This is a genomic window from Undibacterium sp. Di27W (assembly GCF_049340345.1).
GTDB lineage: Bacteria > Pseudomonadota > Gammaproteobacteria > Burkholderiales > Burkholderiaceae_D > Undibacterium.
In genome coordinates this window covers 916798-935637 of record NZ_JBMPOS010000001.1, presented here as the reverse complement: position 1 = coordinate 935637, position 18840 = coordinate 916798, and the positions used below count along the sequence as shown (strand labels likewise).

The 18840-nt window shown below is 50.4% G+C and carries 15 protein-coding genes; 3 read left to right on the top strand and 12 right to left on the bottom strand.

The window, feature by feature from the left end; translation table 11 throughout:
* Positions 1 to 9 precede the first annotated feature (9 nt).
* Positions 10 to 3933, top strand: a complete 3924-nt coding sequence (locus ACO0LF_RS04210) for an ATP-binding protein (protein ID WP_423012187.1) — start codon at positions 10 to 12, stop codon at positions 3931 to 3933.
* A gap of 5 nt (positions 3934 to 3938) precedes the next feature.
* On the opposite strand, the gene ACO0LF_RS04205 is transcribed toward ACO0LF_RS04210, so the two are convergent.
* Entirely contained in the window at positions 3939 to 5090 is a 1152-nt protein-coding gene (locus ACO0LF_RS04205; RefSeq protein WP_423012185.1) for a CaiB/BaiF CoA transferase family protein, read from the bottom strand.
* A gap of 24 nt (positions 5091 to 5114) precedes the next feature.
* Complete coding sequence (locus ACO0LF_RS04200) at positions 5115 to 6257, bottom strand: acyl-CoA dehydrogenase family protein (protein WP_423012183.1); 1143 nt, start codon at positions 6255 to 6257, stop codon at positions 5115 to 5117.
* A 197-nt stretch (positions 6258 to 6454) separates the two neighbouring features.
* Here ACO0LF_RS04200 and ACO0LF_RS04195 point away from each other — a divergent pair, with 197 nt between their 5' ends.
* Positions 6455 to 7057, top strand: coding sequence for a TetR/AcrR family transcriptional regulator (locus tag ACO0LF_RS04195; RefSeq protein ID WP_423012181.1), 603 nt, complete (start codon positions 6455 to 6457; stop codon positions 7055 to 7057).
* Positions 7058 to 7070: 13 nt separating this feature from the next.
* On the opposite strand, the gene ACO0LF_RS04190 is transcribed toward ACO0LF_RS04195, so the two are convergent.
* The 6 genes from ACO0LF_RS04190 to ACO0LF_RS04165 form a co-directional block, all read right to left on the bottom strand.
* On the bottom strand, positions 7071 to 7424 hold the full coding sequence (locus ACO0LF_RS04190) for a hypothetical protein (protein WP_423012179.1): 354 nt from the start codon (positions 7422 to 7424) through the stop codon (positions 7071 to 7073).
* A gap of 233 nt (positions 7425 to 7657) precedes the next feature.
* Entirely contained in the window at positions 7658 to 9088 is a 1431-nt protein-coding gene (locus ACO0LF_RS04185; protein ID WP_423012177.1) for an aldehyde dehydrogenase family protein, read from the bottom strand.
* A gap of 25 nt (positions 9089 to 9113) precedes the next feature.
* A complete protein-coding gene (locus tag ACO0LF_RS04180; protein ID WP_423012175.1) occupies positions 9114 to 10418 on the bottom strand; it encodes an FAD-dependent oxidoreductase in 1305 nt (434 codons plus the stop codon).
* A gap of 14 nt (positions 10419 to 10432) precedes the next feature.
* Positions 10433 to 10708 carry a 2Fe-2S iron-sulfur cluster-binding protein gene (locus tag ACO0LF_RS04175; protein ID WP_423012173.1) on the bottom strand — a complete coding sequence of 92 codons (276 nt, stop codon included), beginning with the start codon at positions 10706 to 10708 and terminating at the stop codon, positions 10433 to 10435.
* Positions 10701 to 11828: an NAD(P)/FAD-dependent oxidoreductase gene (locus ACO0LF_RS04170; RefSeq protein ID WP_423012171.1), complete on the bottom strand. Its 1128-nt coding sequence runs from the start codon at positions 11826 to 11828 to the stop codon at positions 10701 to 10703. Before ACO0LF_RS04170 ends, ACO0LF_RS04175 begins: the two co-directional genes overlap by 8 nt.
* A 44-nt stretch (positions 11829 to 11872) precedes the next feature.
* Complete coding sequence (locus tag ACO0LF_RS04165) at positions 11873 to 12769, bottom strand: dihydrodipicolinate synthase family protein (protein ID WP_423001276.1); 897 nt, start codon at positions 12767 to 12769, stop codon at positions 11873 to 11875.
* A 571-nt stretch (positions 12770 to 13340) separates the two neighbouring features.
* On the opposite strand from ACO0LF_RS04165, the gene ACO0LF_RS04160 reads away from it, so the two are divergent.
* Positions 13341 to 16184 carry a TonB-dependent receptor gene (locus ACO0LF_RS04160; RefSeq protein ID WP_423012169.1) on the top strand — a complete coding sequence of 948 codons (2844 nt, stop codon included), beginning with the start codon at positions 13341 to 13343 and terminating at the stop codon, positions 16182 to 16184.
* A gap of 132 nt (positions 16185 to 16316) precedes the next feature.
* On the opposite strand, the gene ACO0LF_RS04155 is transcribed toward ACO0LF_RS04160, so the two are convergent.
* From ACO0LF_RS04155 to ureE, 4 genes are read right to left on the bottom strand one after another with little or no spacing between them, the layout of a single operon-like run.
* Complete coding sequence (locus ACO0LF_RS04155) at positions 16317 to 16922, bottom strand: HupE/UreJ family protein (protein WP_423012167.1); 606 nt, start codon at positions 16920 to 16922, stop codon at positions 16317 to 16319.
* Positions 16923 to 16976: 54 nt separating this feature from the next.
* Positions 16977 to 17612 (bottom strand): urease accessory protein UreG, encoded by a 636-nt coding sequence (ureG, locus tag ACO0LF_RS04150; protein WP_423012165.1) that lies wholly within the window; start codon positions 17610 to 17612, stop codon positions 16977 to 16979.
* A 23-nt stretch (positions 17613 to 17635) separates the two neighbouring features.
* On the bottom strand, positions 17636 to 18316 hold the full coding sequence (locus ACO0LF_RS04145; RefSeq protein ID WP_423012163.1) for an urease accessory protein UreF: 681 nt from the start codon (positions 18314 to 18316) through the stop codon (positions 17636 to 17638).
* Between the two features lie 2 nt (positions 18317 to 18318).
* Positions 18319 to 18837 carry an urease accessory protein UreE gene (gene ureE / locus ACO0LF_RS04140; protein ID WP_423012161.1) on the bottom strand — a complete coding sequence of 173 codons (519 nt, stop codon included), beginning with the start codon at positions 18835 to 18837 and terminating at the stop codon, positions 18319 to 18321.
* Between the last annotated feature and the right edge of the window lie 3 nt (positions 18838 to 18840).

The following is an 18840-nucleotide window of genomic DNA, read 5'->3' as shown; positions in this document are numbered from 1 at the left end:
AGGTATGATTTGAGCAATTCTATTTCGCCTGCGACCATGAATCTATTTGCCACCGATGAAGAAGTAAGCCAGCTTAACAACAGGCTGACGTCGGCACAGGGCCTGGATAAATTCATGAGTCAATTGGCACTGGCATGGCACTTAAGGCAAAGGGATAGCCAGTATGCGTCCGCACTGGCGACAGCGGCCCTGGCGGATTTGGCAGATCTGGATGCGCCAGAAACCCTGAGAAGACAATTTCATGCACAACTTTGCCTGATCCGTGCAGAAATTGCGGCTTTGTTTTGCGATCTTAATAATGCCGAACGCCTGTTGGCTGAAGCGATTACAGTATTCAGTGATCTCAACGACAGTATCGGTCTGGGTGATGCCAGCCTGACCAGCGCAGCCCTGGCTTTGGAGCAAGGCGACGCTGCTCGTGAAGCCCGTGCCTGTGCTACTGCAATTAGCTGGTATACCAGGGCAAACGACAGCTTGAGACTGGCGATAGCTGAATCCTGGGCCATCTATGAACTGGCTTTTTATGATCCCCTGGCCGCCTCAGTCAGGCACTCGGTCTTTGACAAACAATACCAGCATCGCGAGCACCCCGCCGTGGCAGCACATATGGCAGCGGCATCTGGCGTTATCCAGGGCAGACGGGAACCCGCACGTGCCTCTGTACATTACCTGCAAGCCAGTGAACTGGCCCGCCAGGCAGGCATGATCAGACTGGCTATCGTTTCCGCGGGTAATTCTGGCGAATCCATGCAAACTGTTGGCGATCTGGAGGGTGCAGCAGGCGTTTTCGACTGGGCCGCAGAACGCGCTCACGAAACTGAATGGCCCGCATTAATCGGCAATGCCATGGCCCACCTGGGTAGTTTGTTGCGACAACTTGGGCAATATGAACGCAGTCAAAAAACGCTGGAAGAAGCATTGAGCGGTTTTTCCAGAACACCAGCAGGCATTAACAAGGCCATAGTAAATGCTGAACTGGCAGAATGTTTGCTCATGCAAGGCGAAACCGGAAAGGCAATCTCGGCCTTCGATGAAGCAATCACCTTGTTTCGCGCTGCACATTCCATGGATGACCTGCCACAAACCCTGATCCGTTATGCCCGGGCTCTTTCGATTGATGGACAGGCAAATGCTGCGCTGGCAGCGATTGCCGAGGCAAGGACACTGATACATCAACATCAGTTTACCGCTCTCGGTGTTACGCTGAATCAAACGCTGGCAGAAATACATGCACGCCATGTGATTACCATGCCAGAAAAAATGGATGCACCCAATGCCATCATTCACTATCTGGAAGAGTCTTTGCAGACCGGCGAACTGACCGAGGGCTGGCAGGCGAGTACCGAATTATTGATGGCCTTAAGTGATGCATGGTCAGATGTGGGTGACACGGGCAAGGCTCTGCTGTATGCAAGACATGCCATTACAGCAGAACAGCGCGAAAGTAAAAAACAGGCCAATAATCGTACCGCCATGGCACAGGTCAGGCATGAGACAGAGTTGATACGTGCAGAAGTCGAGCAACACAGATTGATTGCGGCATCAGAAGCACGCCGGGCAGCGACTTTGCAAGAAGCTGGTGCCACGCTGGAACGGCTGGGCAGGATAGGTCAGCAAATCACATCTAATCTTGAGCCTGAAGCAGTGTTTGAAGCCATACATTTTCACCTCAAAGATTTGCTGGATGCGACTACCTTCATTATCTATTTGTTGTCCCCCGATGGGCAAAAGCTGACGCAGGCCTTTGGCATAGAAGAAAATCTGCCTCATCCCTACCATGAAGTAGCACTCAATGACGAGCGCGCTTCCAGCGCACGTTGCGTACGTGAAAGACGAGAAATCAAGCTTGAATTGCGTCCTGACAATGATTTTCCAGTGGTGCCCAATACCCTGGAAACCTTGAGCCTGTTATTTGCGCCACTCAGCATAGGTGAACGCATATTGGGCGTAATGAGCATACAGACTCCACGCGAACATGCTTATGGTGAAAGGGAATGTCTGATTTTCCGCTCATTATGCTCGTATGGAGCGATCGCACTGGACAATGCCCACGCTTATCGCGAATTGAGGCTGACCCAGCAACAGCTGGAATCTGCCAGCATGACAGAACGGCAGGCACGCAAAAAAGCCGAAGATGCAACAAGATTGAAAAGTGAATTTCTGGCGAATATGAGCCATGAAATCCGCACACCCATGAATGCTGTCATAGGCCTGGCTCACCTGGCCCTGCAAACCAGGTTGACGCCCAAGCAGTATGACTATGTCAGCAAAATTCATCATGCTGGTGAATCGCTGCTAGGCATCATCAATGACATACTGGATTTTTCCAAGATAGAAGCCGGTATGCTGGATGTGGAGAATATTTCATTTTCCATCAAGGATGTGCTCAATAGCGTATCCACGCTGACCAGCCAGAAAGCCATAGAAAAACAAATTGCCTATATTGTAAAAATTGCGGAGGAAGTTCCCGCACGTTTGCGTGGTGACCCGCTGAGACTGGGCCAGATATTGACCAATCTGGTCAATAATGCCGTCAAATTTACCCCCAGTGGAGGTGAAATAGAACTCAGCGTCAAAAGGTTGCCCATGCCATCCGAGACCACTGATCTGACATTTTCAGTACGGGATACTGGCATAGGCATGTCTGCCCAACAGCAGCAAAGCCTGTTCCTGCCGTTTACCCAGGCCGACGGCTCAACCACCCGTAAGTATGGTGGCACAGGTCTGGGTTTATCAATTTCGCGTCGTTTGGTGGAATTGATGGGAGGGCAAATTGCCGTCTATAGTCAGGAAAATCAGGGCTCTACATTTTCATTCACCTTGCCACTGGAAATAGATTTCAGTCTGCATGGCGAATCAGACAGCCATGCAGAGTCACGCAACACCTACAGTGCCAATATCGCTGCACAAAACCATGCTGGTCGCCGTGTTTTGCTGGCTGAAGATAATCCTGTCAATCAGCAAATTGCCTTAGAGTTGTTGAGCATGATAGGCATTACCGCTGATGTTGCCGATAATGGTGAAGAGGCCGTACGCCTCATCATGGCAAATGAGCCTGGCTTTTACGCCATGATCTTCATGGATTTACAAATGCCCATCATGGATGGCCATGAAGCCGCAGCAAAAATCAGGCAGGACGCGCGCATGGATGACACACCCATCATCGCTCTGACTGCGCATGCCGTTGGTGATATTCGTGAGCGCTGCATGCGCGAAGGCATGCAGGATTACCTGACCAAACCCATACAGCCAGATGCCTTGTTCAGCATAGTCTCGCACTGGATGGATACCGAGCATGAATTACCCGTACCCGGTAGCCTGATCACCAGTACGGTGTTTGATGACGAGGACGCAGGATTCCCGCAATTCAATGAACTAGATACCAGCCTGGGTTTGCACTATATGGGCGGGCGCCATGAGTTTTATATCAATATGTTGCACAGATTTGAGCAAAGTCAGGCAGATACCCTGCATGAATTAAACCGGCTCATACAAATCAGCGAATATGGCAATGCAGAGCGCCTCAGCCACACCCTCAAGGGCCTGGCTGGCAGTATAGGAGCTACGAAACTGCAAAAAATAGCGGCAGAACTGGAATACAAACTCAGCAAAGAAGAAAGCCGGGAATTCATTCTCGAAAGCCTGGAACCACTTGCGCAGTCACTCAATGCCGTGCTGGATGAGTTAAAAACGGTGCTGCCAGGGATTTTACCCCAGCAAGCAGAAATCATCGTCGATGAAGCCGAGGCAAAAAACCTTGTGACTGAGCTGCGCAGCTTGCTCGCGGCGTCAGATGCAGATGCGCAGAGTCTGTTTGAAGAAAATGAAACCGCAATTGCCAGCCAATTCAACTCTGACACCATGATACAGCTCAGGCATTTCATGCATCAGTTTGAATTTGAAGCTGCCGCAAAACTGATAGAGCAACAATGACGATCTCAAATTACCTGCTTTTCTTTTAAGCTGATAATCCTTTCTTCGCTTAGCCCCCAGTCAAGCAAAATCTCTGCGCTATGCTGGCCTGGCGTTGCTGGTGGTCTGCTGATTTCTGCTGCGGTTCGACTGAATCGCGGTGCAGGTGCTGGCTGTAATATGCCTTCAACATCGGTGAAATTGCCCCTGGCTTTATTGTGCGGATGCCCAGGTGCTTCTGCCATGTCCAGTACCGGTGCAAAGCAAATGTCTGTTCCTTCCATCAGCTCACACCATTGCTGGCGAGTCCTGGTCTTGAACAATGCAGTGCATTTCTCTTTCAGTTCTGGCCATTTCCGACTATCCATTTGCACATTGAATGCGGGATCAGTGATACCGGCACGTTCCAGTAACAGGGTATAAAACTGTGGTTCTATTGCTCCTATGGAGATGAATTTACCGTCAGAGCAAGCATAGGTGTCATAAAAATGCGCGCCACCATCGAGCATATTCGCACCGCGCTGGTCTGACCATGCACCAAAGGCACGGAAGCCATAAATCATCGCCCCCAACAAAGCCGAACCATCGACCATAGCGGCATCCACTATCTGGCCCTTGCCAGAACTACGTGCTTCCAGGGCAGCGCAGACTACGCCAAAAGCCAGCATCATGGCACCGCCGCCAAAATCACCCACGAGATTCAGGGGTGGTGCTGGTGGCGCATCAGCCCTGCCCATGGCATGCAGCATGCCGCTGAGTGCGATGTAATTCAGGTCATGCCCTGCCGCCTGTGCCAGCGGGCCGTCCTGGCCCCAGCCAGTAATTCGTCCATATATCAGGCGTGGATTACGTTGCTGGCAAACTTCCGGCCCCAGGCCCAGTCTTTCCATGACCCCAGGTCGAAAACCTTCCAGCAGGATATCGGCATTTTCAATCAAATCCAGCAATACGGCTTTGGCTTCTGGCTGCTTCAAGTCCAGTGCCAGCGAGCGTCGCCCTCTCGCCATGACATCATATTTGGTGCCCAGCATGGGAAAAGGATTATTAACACCAGGTGCCAGCTTACGGTCTATGCGTATCACTTCCGCCCCCATATCGGCCAGCATCATGGCTGCGAAGGGACAAGGCCCTAAACCTACCATTTCTATGACACGTATACCCTGTAAAGGTCCAGCCATGTTCTTCCCCGTTTCCATTCCAGTTTACAGATTGCGTGAAATGATTTCTTTCATGATTTCATTCGCGCCGCCATAGATACGCTGCACTCGCGCATCGACATACATTTGCGCTATCGGGTATTCCAGCATATAGCCATAACCGCCGAATAACTGCAGGCATTGGTCGATGACCTTGCACTGTAAATCAGATATCCAGTATTTGGCCATCGATGCCAGTTCGGTATCCATGCGGCCTTCCATCATATCGACTATACAGCGGTCGATGAAGGTACGGGCTATCGTTGCCTCGGTCTTGATTTCTGCGAGTACAAAGCGGGTATTCTGCATTTCTATCAGCGCCTGGCCAAAGGCCTTGCGTTCACGGGTATGGGTAATCGTCAAATCCAGTGCGCGCTCTATGGCAGCCACGCCGGATACTCCCAGTATCGTGCGTTCATAAGGCAGCTCAGTCATCAACTGGGTAAAACCCTTGCCTTCAACACCACCGAGTACCCTGTCCAGCGGCACCCGCACATCATCAAAGAACAGCTCGCAAGTATCCTGGCCTTTTTGTCCTATCTTTTCCAGTATGCGTCCTACCCGGTAACCTGGGCAGTCTTTGGTTTCCACCATGATTAAGGAAACACCTTTGGCACCAGCTTCAGGGTCGGTCTTGGTCACAACAACGACCAGATCGGCCATATAACCATTTGATATGAAGGTTTTGGAACCATTGATGACATAGCTGTCACCATCGCGCCTGGCAGTGGTACGTATCCCTTTCAGGTCAGACCCGGCACCCGGTTCAGACATGGCGATGGCAGCGATCATTTCGCCTGAGGCCAGCTTAGGGAGATACTTGAGCTTTTGCTCTTCCGTACCCTGGTTCAAAATATAATGGGCAACGATGGCATGCACATGGATACCAAAGGCCATGTCACCGGCATAAGTCAGCTCTTCAAAAACAATGGATTGATGCGCAAAACTGCCACCTGAACCACCATATTGCTCTGGTATGTCGGCCAGCAAGATACCCATGGCACCGCCCTTGTCCCAGACATCGCGGTCGACATGCTGTTGCTTTTTCCAGTGTTCCTGATGAGGTGTGACTTCGGCTGTGACAAAACGACGTACCGCATCCCTGAAACTTTCCAGCTCAGGCGTCATCCAGCTTGGCTTGATTTGCATCTTGTGTCCCCTTTATTATCGGTTCAGGCTTTTGTGCCTGATTTATCTATCGCTTAATTGATAGCAGTCATGTTTAAGGTTACCATCAAGACAGTCGATAAGAGTCCAACTCTCCACTTTTTAGAAGATTCCCCCCATTAGCAATGCCTAAAGAAATTTCTACAGACGCAATAAATACAGCATCGCTAAGTACTGGCGTGACAAAAAAACGCGGTCGTCCTGCACTGGATGAATCGGAAAGCATACGCCAGGATTTGATCAGGAAATCAGCACAATTGTTCAGGAAAAAAGGCTATGACAATACCACCGTGCGCGATATCGCTGCGGCAGTAGGAATACAGTCCGGTAGCTGGTTTTATCACTTCAAGACCAAACAGGACATCCTGGTCGCCGTGATGGAACAAGGCATGCAAAAATCACTGGAAGAAATAGAGAAACTGGCCTTGGAAGATTTATCGCCGCGTGTAGCCTTTCAACACCTGGTCAAAGTACACTTGAATACCTTGCTGGCTCCCGAGCATGATTTTATTGCTGTGCTACTGTATGAGTGGCGTGCGCTGGACAAACCAGCTCGTGCACGTATCATTTCGCTGAAGGACAGATATGAAGCAGCGTGGGAAAAAATCATCATCGCCCTGCATGCTACAGGAGACTGGGCCATGCCCACGCATCTGGATAAATTATTGATGTTTGGTACGCTGAACTGGACCGCGCAATGGTATAGACGCGGCTCAGGTATCAGTATTGATGAACTTGCAGAACAAGCCATGCAATTTATTTTACGTACCAAACCTGGATGAAACTCAATGAAACTCAGACAGTTTTGCGACGTGAGAACAGCGCGACCAAACCTACCACCAGCAATATAGGGAAAAGCAAGGGCAGTAAAGCCAGCGCCAGTGAACCCAGTACCACAGCAAAAACCACACATAATAAAACTGCGACACCTGCCAATACCACACCTGTCAGACTAAGGGCAAAAAAGACTGCCAACACGGCAATTCCGCAACCCAGCAATGTACCGAAGAAGCCACCTACACCGTCGACATGCTCGCCATCAATTTGTATGTCCATGCCATGAGTAGAGAATATGGCTATCGTGGCAAAAACCAGAATGGATAAGAGAACGATGGCGATGCGCTTATTTGATGTGATATTTGATGTCATGATGGGCTCCCTGGGCAACTTTGTAAATTGGATGATTTCTTGTGTTCTGTGCTTCGATGTAAGCATCTTATAAAAGAAGCCCCGGCGCTTCCATGTGTATGCGACAGAATGCACAAATCACGGTTCGAACAGTAGATAGCAGGGAGAAACGGGAATAGTCTGTGAAAAAATAGGGAAAAAGCAAAAAAGCAGCCATTAGCTGCTTTTTTGCTTACTATAGAGCGGCGATAAGCTCAGCTACCGGTATAACTAGTCTTCATCGTGGTGAAGAATTCTACTGCAGCACTACCCTGTTCGCGGGCACCATAGCTTGATGCCTTGCTGCCACCAAATGGTACATGGTAATCCACCCCTGCGGTAGGCAGGTTGACCATGACCATGCCAGCTCGCGCATGACGCTTGAAGTGCGTTGCATATTTCAAAGATGTGGTGCAAATACCGGCAGTCAGGCCAAATTCGGTATCATTCGCCAGTTGCAGCGCATGTTCATAGTTTTTAGCTGGAATCACTGACGCTACTGGTCCAAAAATCTCTTCCCTGGCATGTTGCATGGCAGGATCGCAGTCAACAAACAAGGCAGGATTGAGGAAATAGCCATCCGTCTCACGTGACAGGCGCTCCCCGCCAAAAGCCAGTTTGGCACCTTCATCTTTGGCTATTTGTATATAACGTAAATCCTGGTCCAGTTGAGACTGATCTACTACCGGACCTATATCTATACCAGCTTGCAAGGCATGGCCCACTTTCAAGCTCTTCAGCTTGTCCACCATTGCTGCCACAAAGGCCGGGTAAATCTGCTCTTCAACAATGAGGCGTGAGGACGCCGTGCAACGCTGGCCGGTAGAAAAATAAGAGCCTTGAATTGCCGCGTTGACTGCAACATCCAGATCCGCATCTGCCAATATAACGAGTGGATTTTTACCGCCCATTTCCAATTGCACTTTGGCACGACGGGCAGCACAAGCGGCAAGCACCCTGCTGCCAGTACCGACGGAACCAGTGAAACTGATGGCATCAACCCGGCTATCCTTGCTCAAGGCTTCACCGACAATACGACCGGGACCAGACAAGAGATTGAAGACGCCAGCAGGCAAACCCGAACGGCTGATGATCTCAGCCATGGCCCAGGAACAGCCTGGCACCAATTCTGCCGGTTTCAAGATTACTGTATTGCCGTAAGCCAGCGCCGGTGCGACTTTCCAGGCTGGGATAGCAATAGGAAAATTCCAGGGAGCGATAATACCGACGACGCCTATCGGTTCGCGGGTGACGTCAACATCCACGCCAGGGCGTACCGAAGCCAGTTTGTCGCCACGTATGCGCAAGGATTCCTGTGCAAAGAATTTGAAAATGGCAGCAGCACGACCTACTTCACCAATAGCTTCTGGCAAGGTTTTGCCTTCTTCACGGGCTAACAGTTTGCCGAGTTCGGCTTTGCGCTCATTGATTTCCGTGCCTATCTTGTCAAGCGCATCTGCACGCTGCTGTACACCGGAATTGCGCCAGCCTTCTGCTGCATCGCGTGCAGCAGTGATCGCCAATTCCACTTGCTCATGACCTGCGCTGGCATATTCATCAATCACATCACCAAGATCAGAGGGGTTGCGAGTAGTGGTAATGCTTGCACCTTCCTGCCAGCCACCATTGATATACAGTTGCTTCATCTTTATGTTTCCTTATTTGTCGTTGTTATTGCTTGTTATTGCTTATTGTTCGCCATTGATCGTTATTGCTCGCCACACTCAAGCTGGCCAGGGTTGATGTTTTTGTTGGAAAAACCGGCTGCCGCAAACCAGGCGTATCCCAGCCAAAAATAAACTGGCAGGCTGCACCGCAAATACGCCCCTGACATGCGCCCATTCCTGCCCGTGTCATCAGTTTCGCAGTACGCCAGTCGCTATACTCAGACAATTGTTTCGCACTCACGTCTTCACAGCGGCAAACCAGGGTGTCAGACCTGCATAACTTGCGTAAGCTGCTATCCAGCGCAAAACTCTGCTGTAGCAAATCAGCGAATTGTCTGGCATGACTGAGTCGATCTACATCATCTGGCGAGACTGACAACCCACTCGCCGTCAAACCGGCAATGTGCCCTTCTGCCAGTGCCTTGTCAACACCACCTATGCCACAAGCCTCACCTGCGGCCCACACATCCCCGCGCGTTGTCATTTGATTGGCATCCACAACAATTCTGCCATCGGCAATGTCGCAAGTCAGCAAGCTGGCCATTTCCAAATTGGGTAGCAAGCCAAATCCGCATGCCAGCAAATCACAGGTCAATTCAATTTGCTTGCCATTATGTTGCAAGCTGATACCGCGCAAACCTTGTTCGCCGTGCGCCTTTACTACCCGTGCGTCATGGCGATAATGCACGCGTTTCAGTTGCCAAAACAGTTTCAGCGACTGCATCAGTTTGCCGCGATGTCCCTTGAACAGGGCCACGAAGAACCCGAACAAGTCTCTGGTACTTTTTGTTTCGACTATGCTGACGACTTGACCACCTGCGCGAACTACAGATTCGGCGACTGCCAATAGCAAGGGGCCACTGCCTGCAACAACCACCCTTTTTCCAGCCACAGGCATGCCAGCCTTGATCATGGCCTGCAAACCACCGGCACCCGTGACACCTGGCAAAGTCCAGCCAGGGAAAGGCAATAACAATTCGCGGGCACCGCTACAGACGATCAGCTTGTTCCACTTAATTTTTTGCGCACCATCTGCAGTCTCAAGCAAAAATTCATTGCTGCCAGTGACAGCAACGATACGCACGCCATAGACGATACGCACGTTCAGGCAATTTGCCAGCTCGCTCCACAAGTCATGCGCCCTTTTGTCGCGCCACTGCCTCGGCCCGCCACGCCAGATCTGACCACCTGGTGCCTGGTTTTCATCGATGACGGTGATGACGGATGATTGCCCTGCTGCAGCCACAGCGGCAGCCAATCCAGCCGGGCCAGCACCGATAATCAGGATTTCGGTGGAAAACGGTAACATCGCTGACACCATACTCAAGTTCCCATACCTGCAGTTTCGGTATTAATCACCATGCCCGAGCGGCAATATGCCTGGCAAGCCAGTTGATGCGACTGCCCATTGATACGTACCCGGCACTCCTGGCAAACACCCATGCCACAGACGGCAAAACGGGCTTGCCCGGAAACTGACTGACGCGTTTGCATGCTGTCAAAACGCATTAAGGCTGCCGCAACACTCATTTCCGTAGTCGCCTCAAATGAGGAGCCGTTAATCCATATCTTTGCGATCGTGGTTTGCTGTTCACGCATATTTCAAGCTCCGCACAGGGAAAAAACGTTCTGGCAAATAGGGCTGATAATCGATAGTTCCATCGCGATTGGCAATCTGGTCCGCCAGCATGTGTGCCGTTGCCATCGCCGTTGTCACCCCCAAGCCTTCATGTCCTGCCGCCAGCCAGACACCGGCCAATGCAGGATGTGGCCCTATGATGGGCCTGCCATCGGGTGAAGCCGGGCGCATGCCTGCCCAGGCACGGATGATTTGCATATCAGCCAGGCAAGGCAATAATGTCATGGCTGACTGCAAAACTGCCCCCAGGGCCTTGGCATCCAGGCTGGTGTCGATTTGCTGATCCTGGCGGCAAGAACCGATCAGCCACTGACCGCTCATTCTCGGCTGCACATTCGCCGCCACCGCCAGCGCATCGGCAGTCATTGCAGCCTGACCATAATTCATACTGACAATTTGATGGGAAAGACGACCCGGATAACGATCCGTGATCGCCAGATGACCTTTGCGACCAAACACGGCAATCTCAGGCAACAGCCTGGCCACATCTAGGCCGGCAGCAACAATGATGATGTCGGCCTGCAGCTTGCTACCATCTGCAAAGCTCAATTGGTTTGCTGCCAGCTCATTGACACGCTTGCCCAGGATAAGCTTGCCGCCCCGCTTGACTAAAAGCTGGGCCATGAAATGCGCCAGCTTGGGAGGATACACCACGCTGTCGCCAAATACTCTTACACCACCAGCCAGACCAGGGCGCAATGCAGGTTCCAGTTTTTGCACCTGCTCGCCGCTTAAGGCCTCGGCCCGCCATCGCCGCGCATTCAAGGCCTGCGCCCGATGATGGGCTTCTCTTAGCTGGTCTTCATTCTCTGCTATCCATAGCGTGCCACATTGACTTACTTCAGCCACATTGGGAAATTCTGTAAAAAACTCTTTCCACAAGCGCAAAGACAACAGACACAAGTCCAGCTCTTGCTCAGATTCATCAAGCGCAACCAGATGCCCCATGCCGGCTGCCGTCACACCACATCCAGGAGAGGTGGCATCAATCAAACTGACTTGATAGCCCTCCTCCTGCATTTTCAAGGCACAGGTGGTGCCGACGATGCCGGCACCAATGACACACACTGTCGTCTTCATAGGCATGTTTCCTGTGCCATCTCACACTGATACGATATAAATAATTAATTGAATTTTGGCAAAACAGGGCGTTGGGCCAGTGAGGCACTGACAACTTGCTCTACCCGGCTGCGCAAGGCACCATCCAGCGGCAGGCGCGGTGCCCGCACGCGGTCATTGGAATCGATGACCAGCGCTTCTACTAATTTAATGTTTTGCACCAGATAAGAAGAAACATCCAGATCCAGCAAAGGACGGAACCAGCGATAAATATCCAGCGCCTCGTTATAGCGGCCTGCCTTGATGAGGCGATAGATCGCCACCGTTTCATGCGGGAAAGCTACGACCAAACCTGCTACCCAGCCAGTTGCGCCTGCAGTCAATGCTTCAAAAGCCAGATTATCAACACCAGTGAACAAGTCATAGCGATTGCCCAGGCGGTTGATGATTTCTGTGGTGCGGCGAATATCATCAGAAGATTCTTTCACGGCAACAAAACGCTTGTCGTCAGCCAGTTCTTCCAACATGTCCGTCGTTACATCTACACGATAAGCCAGGCGGTTGGAGTAGATCATGATCGGTAAATCGCCTGCATTGGCAATGCTGCGCAAAGTCGCCACCGTCTCACGATGGTTGGTATGATAAATCGTGCTGGGCACGACCATCAAACCATCGGCACCGGCTTTCGCCGCTTTTTCTGCCAAAGCGCAAGCATCACGCGTTGCTGCCTCAGCCACAGTCAGGATGGCTGGCTGCTTGCCGGTCACTTCTTTAGTCAATTTCAAGACATCAATGCGCTCCGCATGCGATAGCAAAGGGCCTTCACCCAAAGAACCGCAAGCGATCAGACCATCGCAACCGGCATCCATCAAATAACGGAAACAACGTTCCATTTCCTTGAAGTCCAGCGTATCGTCTTGGTTGAATTTTGTCGTTACTGCGGGAATAACACCTTGCCACATGGTATTTGCCTTGCTTTCTCCGGCGAGACCGGTCAGTTTTTGAACATCAATTAAATGAGAAACTTGTCACCAAAAGCACCAGGAGCAAGCCATCCTATAGGGTTGGATAGTTTCCCCTGCTTTTCGCTTGTTGCCAAGTTTGAACATGTCAAAGTTTATGCCCGCAAGAGCATGTCGTCTTGATGTTTGTATGCATTTTCAAAGACGAAATCGGCATAGCCTCACATATCGAAGATTAATCACTTTCCTTACTTGCTTACGCAAGTTCTCCTACAGACCTTCCTCATGAAATTGCAATATAAACAATATATTCATTTCCAGTAAAACAAAATCCTGGCTTTCATTCATTTGATATTGGCACAAACAAGTTGCCTCTTTGAAACTTAGTATCCAAAAGAACACACAATACAAATTTTTTTGTAGAAAGCAAATAGTTATAGTTGACCCAACAATGTTAAAAATGTTTTCATAATCAGCTGCGCTAATAAACAAGCAATTGATTTATTAAGTGCCACAGATAAATTTCACTTGGAAAATTTACCAAGTCGACTTACTTTGGAGAAAAGTTGTAATGTTAAAACAAACAGTGTTGTCGCGGTCTTTACAGATCATGTTTAGCGGTAGTCTGGTAGTTGGCTTGGGCGTAGTAGCTTTACCTGCCATGGCACAGCAATCAGAAGCGGGTGATAAGGTTCAACGAGTAGAAATTACTGGTTCCAACATACGCCGTACCGAAAAAGAAACCCCTAGTCCAGTACAAGTCCTGACTTTGCAAGACATGAAGGCCAGCGGCTATACCGACGTTTCCAGCGTTTTGCGCAATATCACAGCCAATGGCCAGGGTACATTGAGCCAGGCCAACCCAGGATCTTTCGCAGGTGGCGCATCCGGTATCGCCCTGCGCGGACTTACTGTCGGTGCAACCCTGGTGTTGATCGATGGTCATCGCATGGCACCGTATGCCTTGTCGGATGATGGTCAGCGCAGTTTTGTGGATATCAGCCAGATTCCATTTGATGCCATCGAAAGAATCGAAATCCTGAAGGATGGCGCATCTTCTGTCTATGGTTCAGATGCGATTGCAGGCGTTGTCAACGTCATTCTGAAGAAAAAATTTGTCGGCACAGAGATGTCTGCTGAAGCAGGCACGAGTTCCCGTCGTGACGGTACTACCTTGCATGCATCTGGCATTTATGGCTGGGGTGACCTGGATAAAGAGGGTCACAATGCCTATCTGTCCGTCGAATATCGCAAGCAAAACAAAATTTTGGTATCAGACCGCAAAGCGGATTTCACCAATACCGACTGGACCGGCGTTGGTGGCGTCAACCAGACTGATGGTTTCGTCCGCCGTCCAGGATATCAACCACGCAGCAACACTGGTTATTTCATTGATCCAAACAGTGGTGAAATCAGTGGCTTTCTGCCAGGTTGTGATGCGAATTTGTTAGCAGCCGGCAAATGTACTTATAAAGCCCCGCTGCAATTGCAACCAGAAACACAAAATATCAATATAGTCGGCTCGTTTGTACAAAAATTGGCGAATGACTGGCAATTGAACTTGAAAGGTTCCCTGTTCAACTCCAAGGCCAATCAAGTCAATAATTATGCAAGCACCAATGTCAATAACGGCAATGGTGGGCAAACACAAATCGCCTACGGCCCGAATCAATTACCTTCAGTGAATGGACCTTATTCATTCACCGTACCGGCAACCTACCCTGGTAACACCACAGGTGCACCTCAATGGTTGCAATACAATTTCGCCAATCTGGGTCCACAAAGGACAGAAGTGGAAGCCGACACTGTCCGTCTGGCAGGTGACCTCACTGGTACCATCGGTAGCTGGGATATAACAGCTTCTGCTGGCTACACCAAGAACACGGTCAAACAAACTATCTATGGCGCTTTGAATCTGGCCAACCTGCAAGCTGCCTTGAATGATCCTAAAAATCCATATCTGGTTGGATTGGCTGCAGGCTCGAACACTGCCGCACAAAATGCAGCCATTGCCCCACCTGTCGGTGCCAAGGCAACTGACATACTCGAATATGTCAGCGTACGTGGTAGCCGTGAACTGATGACGCTGTCGGGCGGACCTTTGTCCATTGGCCTCGGTGGCGAATTCACACACAGGGAATTAAATGCGCAAGCCCCGGCATCTGCACTGGATGGCTCACAACTCGTGAACAATTCTTTTGCCATCGGCAACCAGAATATTTCTGCAGTCTATATGGAATTGGTCGCCCCAGTCTTGAAGAACCTGGAACTCGACGCTGCTGTACGATATGACAAATACAGTGGTGGCAGCAATGCAACCACCCCTAAATTTGGCGCCAAATACTCACCTGTCAAAGAATTTACGGTACGCGGTACTTTTGCCAAAGGTTTCAGAGCACCAAACCCCGCTGAAGCAGGACAAGCAGGCCAGTCCTTCTACTCCAATACCTATCAAGATCCTAAACTTTGCGGTAATGCAGGCACCGATCCCACAGCAACACCTGGCAATTATCCTAGCCAGTGTGCGGTAGCATTGACCGGTGTGCAACTTCCAGGCAAAAACCTGCAGGCTGAAAAATCCAAATCCTATACTTTGGGTCTGATTTTTGAGCCTAGCCAGCAGTTCAGCCTGACTACGGATTTTTATAAAATTCGCATTGATAACCAGATCATTTCATCACTGAATGATCCTAGTTATGATCCAGAACCGTTTATCGTCCGTGGCACACCTGTACCACAATCCTATGTCTTGCCTGATGGTTCGATTGGAACCAGGACGCCGCCGATCGGCAATGCGCTGTATTCTCCTTACCCTTATGAAAATGCGCAATACACTGAAGTATCCGGTATAGATCTGAACGCACGCTGGAGCCTGAATCTTGAATCCGCTGGTAAAATTTCAACGGATTTGACATTCACCCACATGCTGAAGTATGAGCAAGGTACAGCAGGTGCAGCGCCAGTACGTCTGGAAGGTACACATGGTCCATCTGGGATCTCCGGTAATACGGGCAATCCTAAAGATCGTGCACAATTGGTCCTCAACTGGGAAAATGGCCCTGTTAAAGTAGCAGGAACAGTCAACTGGATCAGCAGCTTCAGTGTCACTGATCCGACCAATCCACAACTGGTCACATGTGATGGCGCGATTCACAGTGGCAGTGCCGCTTTCCGTGGCACTGTACCTGCCCAATATTGCAAAGTGGACAGCTTCACTACACTGGATTTATATGCGAGTTATAAATACGGTAAAAACTGGTTGTTCCACGCTTCCATACAAAACGTATTTGATAAACAGCCACCGCTGGATTTCCAGACCTATGGCAGCTCAGTCGGAACTTATTACAACCCAGCTCTGCACCAGGCTGGCGCTGTTGGTCGCTTCCTTAACATAGGCGCAACCTACAAGTTCTGATAAGAACAATGTGGCATGCATGGAAACCGCATGCCACATGCTTGCAAATCAGTGACTAAATCCTGCAATATCATGAACAATGATATTGCAGGATTTTTTTGCTTGGTTCAGCTCAGCTTACTCTATTCAAGATCAAGTCAATGCCGCGACAAAAAACAAGCCTGTCATTGCAATAGCAGCACCAGCTACCCGATTCATTTTTTCTGATAAAAACCGGTTTACGGAGAGCGCTGCCAGTAGGCCTGAGGCATGCAGCAGAGCTGTAGAAAAAACAAAACCCACCACAAACCAGATCGCTGACGCACCTGCAGCGATTTCGATACCGTGAGCATAGCCATGCGCCAAAGCAAACAAACTAACCAGCACGGCACTGATAAGCAATGGTAATTTGATGGCGGCAGCAATCAACAGTCCCAGTATCAAGACTGAAACAGCAATCCCTCCTTCAACACCAGGAATTTGTACCCCTTGGATCCCTAACCATGCCCCGGCCATCATTGCCAGGGGGAAAACCAGCGGCAATATCCAGAACGCCTTGCCCTTGTGCTGGGCCGCCCAAATACCTATAGCCAGCATGGCCAGCAAATGATCCACGCCTAGCAAAGGATGCAAAAAACCCGCCTCGAATCCATGGACGCCATGCGTCGCGCTCACATGGGCAAAAGCTGGTGCACCCAGACAAAACAAAGTGACCAATGCCAGTAATTTGAGGGGGGCAGCCTCAGACCGATATTTCATATAGACTTCTTCCTTTTAATAAAAACTGCTACTCTCGACCAGGCATGCGATGAACTACTCATCCAGCAAGCCTTGTTTGCGTATGAAACTTACTACCGCCTCAAGCCCATCGCCAGTGCGCAAATTGGTGAATACAAAGGGCCGTTCACCGCGCATGCGCTTGGCGTCTTGTGCCATGATGTCAAGATTGGCACCGACGTGCGGTGCAAGATCGGTTTTATTGATGATCAATAAATCAGAACGGGTAATACCGGGCCCGCCCTTGCGCGGGATTTTTTCTCCGCCAGCCACATCAATGACGTAAATCGTCAAATCAGACAATTCAGGACTGAAGGTGGCCGCCAGGTTGTCACCGCCTGACTCAACCAGTATCAAATCAAGATCAGGAAAATCTGCGCTCATGCGAGCTATCGCTTCCAGATTGATCGAGGCATCTTCACGTATCGCAGTATGTGGGCAGCCACCGGTTTCCACCCCCATCAAACGCTCGGCAGGCAAGGCATCTGCACGCAGCAGGATTTCCATGTCTTCCTTGGTGTAGATGTCATTGGTGATGACAGCCATTTCATAATGATCACGCATGCTTTTGCACAGCATTTCGCAGAGTGCAGTTTTGCCTGAGCCGACCGGGCCACCTATGCCTACGCGCAGGGGATTTGGTTCTGGTGAGCTTAAATTTTGGGTGTTCATTTTTTCGTTTCCTGTTTTAATTTTTATGATCTGTACAAGCGGCTGTACTGCACCTCATGCTGCATGGACAGCAAAGACAAGCCTGGGGCCCAGTTCGATAATTGATCGTCTTCCAGCTCTTGCGCCAGTCTTGCGGCTTTTTCCAGCTCAGGTCGCAGCGACAGCAACAGGCGTTGTCCTGATACCTGGCCCAGGGGAATGGATTTAACCCCCACCAGCACCTGATTCTCCGCCCATGAAAACAGCATACCCAGCAAGACCGATTCTGGCGGTACCTGCAAGGCAACCGCAGCAGCAGCCAAGGCCGTGGGCAAAGGCAATTCGTGCTGTGCCAGCAATATCGCCAGTAGCTCGGCATCCGCAATCTTCAGATCGTTTACCAGTTTTCCCAGCGAATAGCCCATCTGTATGCTCTCTGCTCGAAATTCTGCGGTATCCCTGGCAGCAATGAACAAACCTGTCCAGTGCGATACTTCAGCCAAGTCCCTGCTTTCAAAAGCCTGCAACAAGCGCCACAGTACAGGTGCTTCAAAACGGGCCACTACTTCATGCAGGCAGTTAATGATCCATTCCCTGGCTGACGCTTCGTTGCGCACCAGGCCTTTTTCTATCGCCGCTTCCATCCCTTGCGAATAACTATAGGCACCGATAGGCAAAGACGGGCTGGCCAGTTGCAGGAGGTGGAGTAAGGCTGCAGACTGCATGTTCAAGCCTTGCTGTCTGAAGGACGATGTATACGCTGGCGCAAGGGTATCGGTGCCAGTGGATTGTGCGGATGCCCGTCATCGCCGCCATGATGATGGCCACCACCATATGCACCTGATTCAGGCTCAAAACTGGCCTGCTCTTCAGTGACGACTGCGCCAAGCCCTTGCAACATTTCCTTCAGCACCGGGTCTTTGCGTATGCGCAAAAAACCATCACCGACCTGCGCCTGGGTATGACGGTTGCCTAGATGGAAGGCACAACGCAATAAATTAAACGCAGTATCACATTGCACTTTATAGGTAGGCTCAGCAGCCGCAATGACTTCAATCACGCGCCCATCATTACCCAGCATCAGGTCACCATGGCGCATGACTGTACCGCGCACGGTAAACACTGCCACATCTTCACCGCTGGCAAGAGTGGCACGCAAACGGCTTTTTTCACGCAATTCATACGGCAAGACCAGTTGCCCGGCGATGCTATCGGCAGTCGCTATCTTTGTTTGTAATGTCAGCATTGT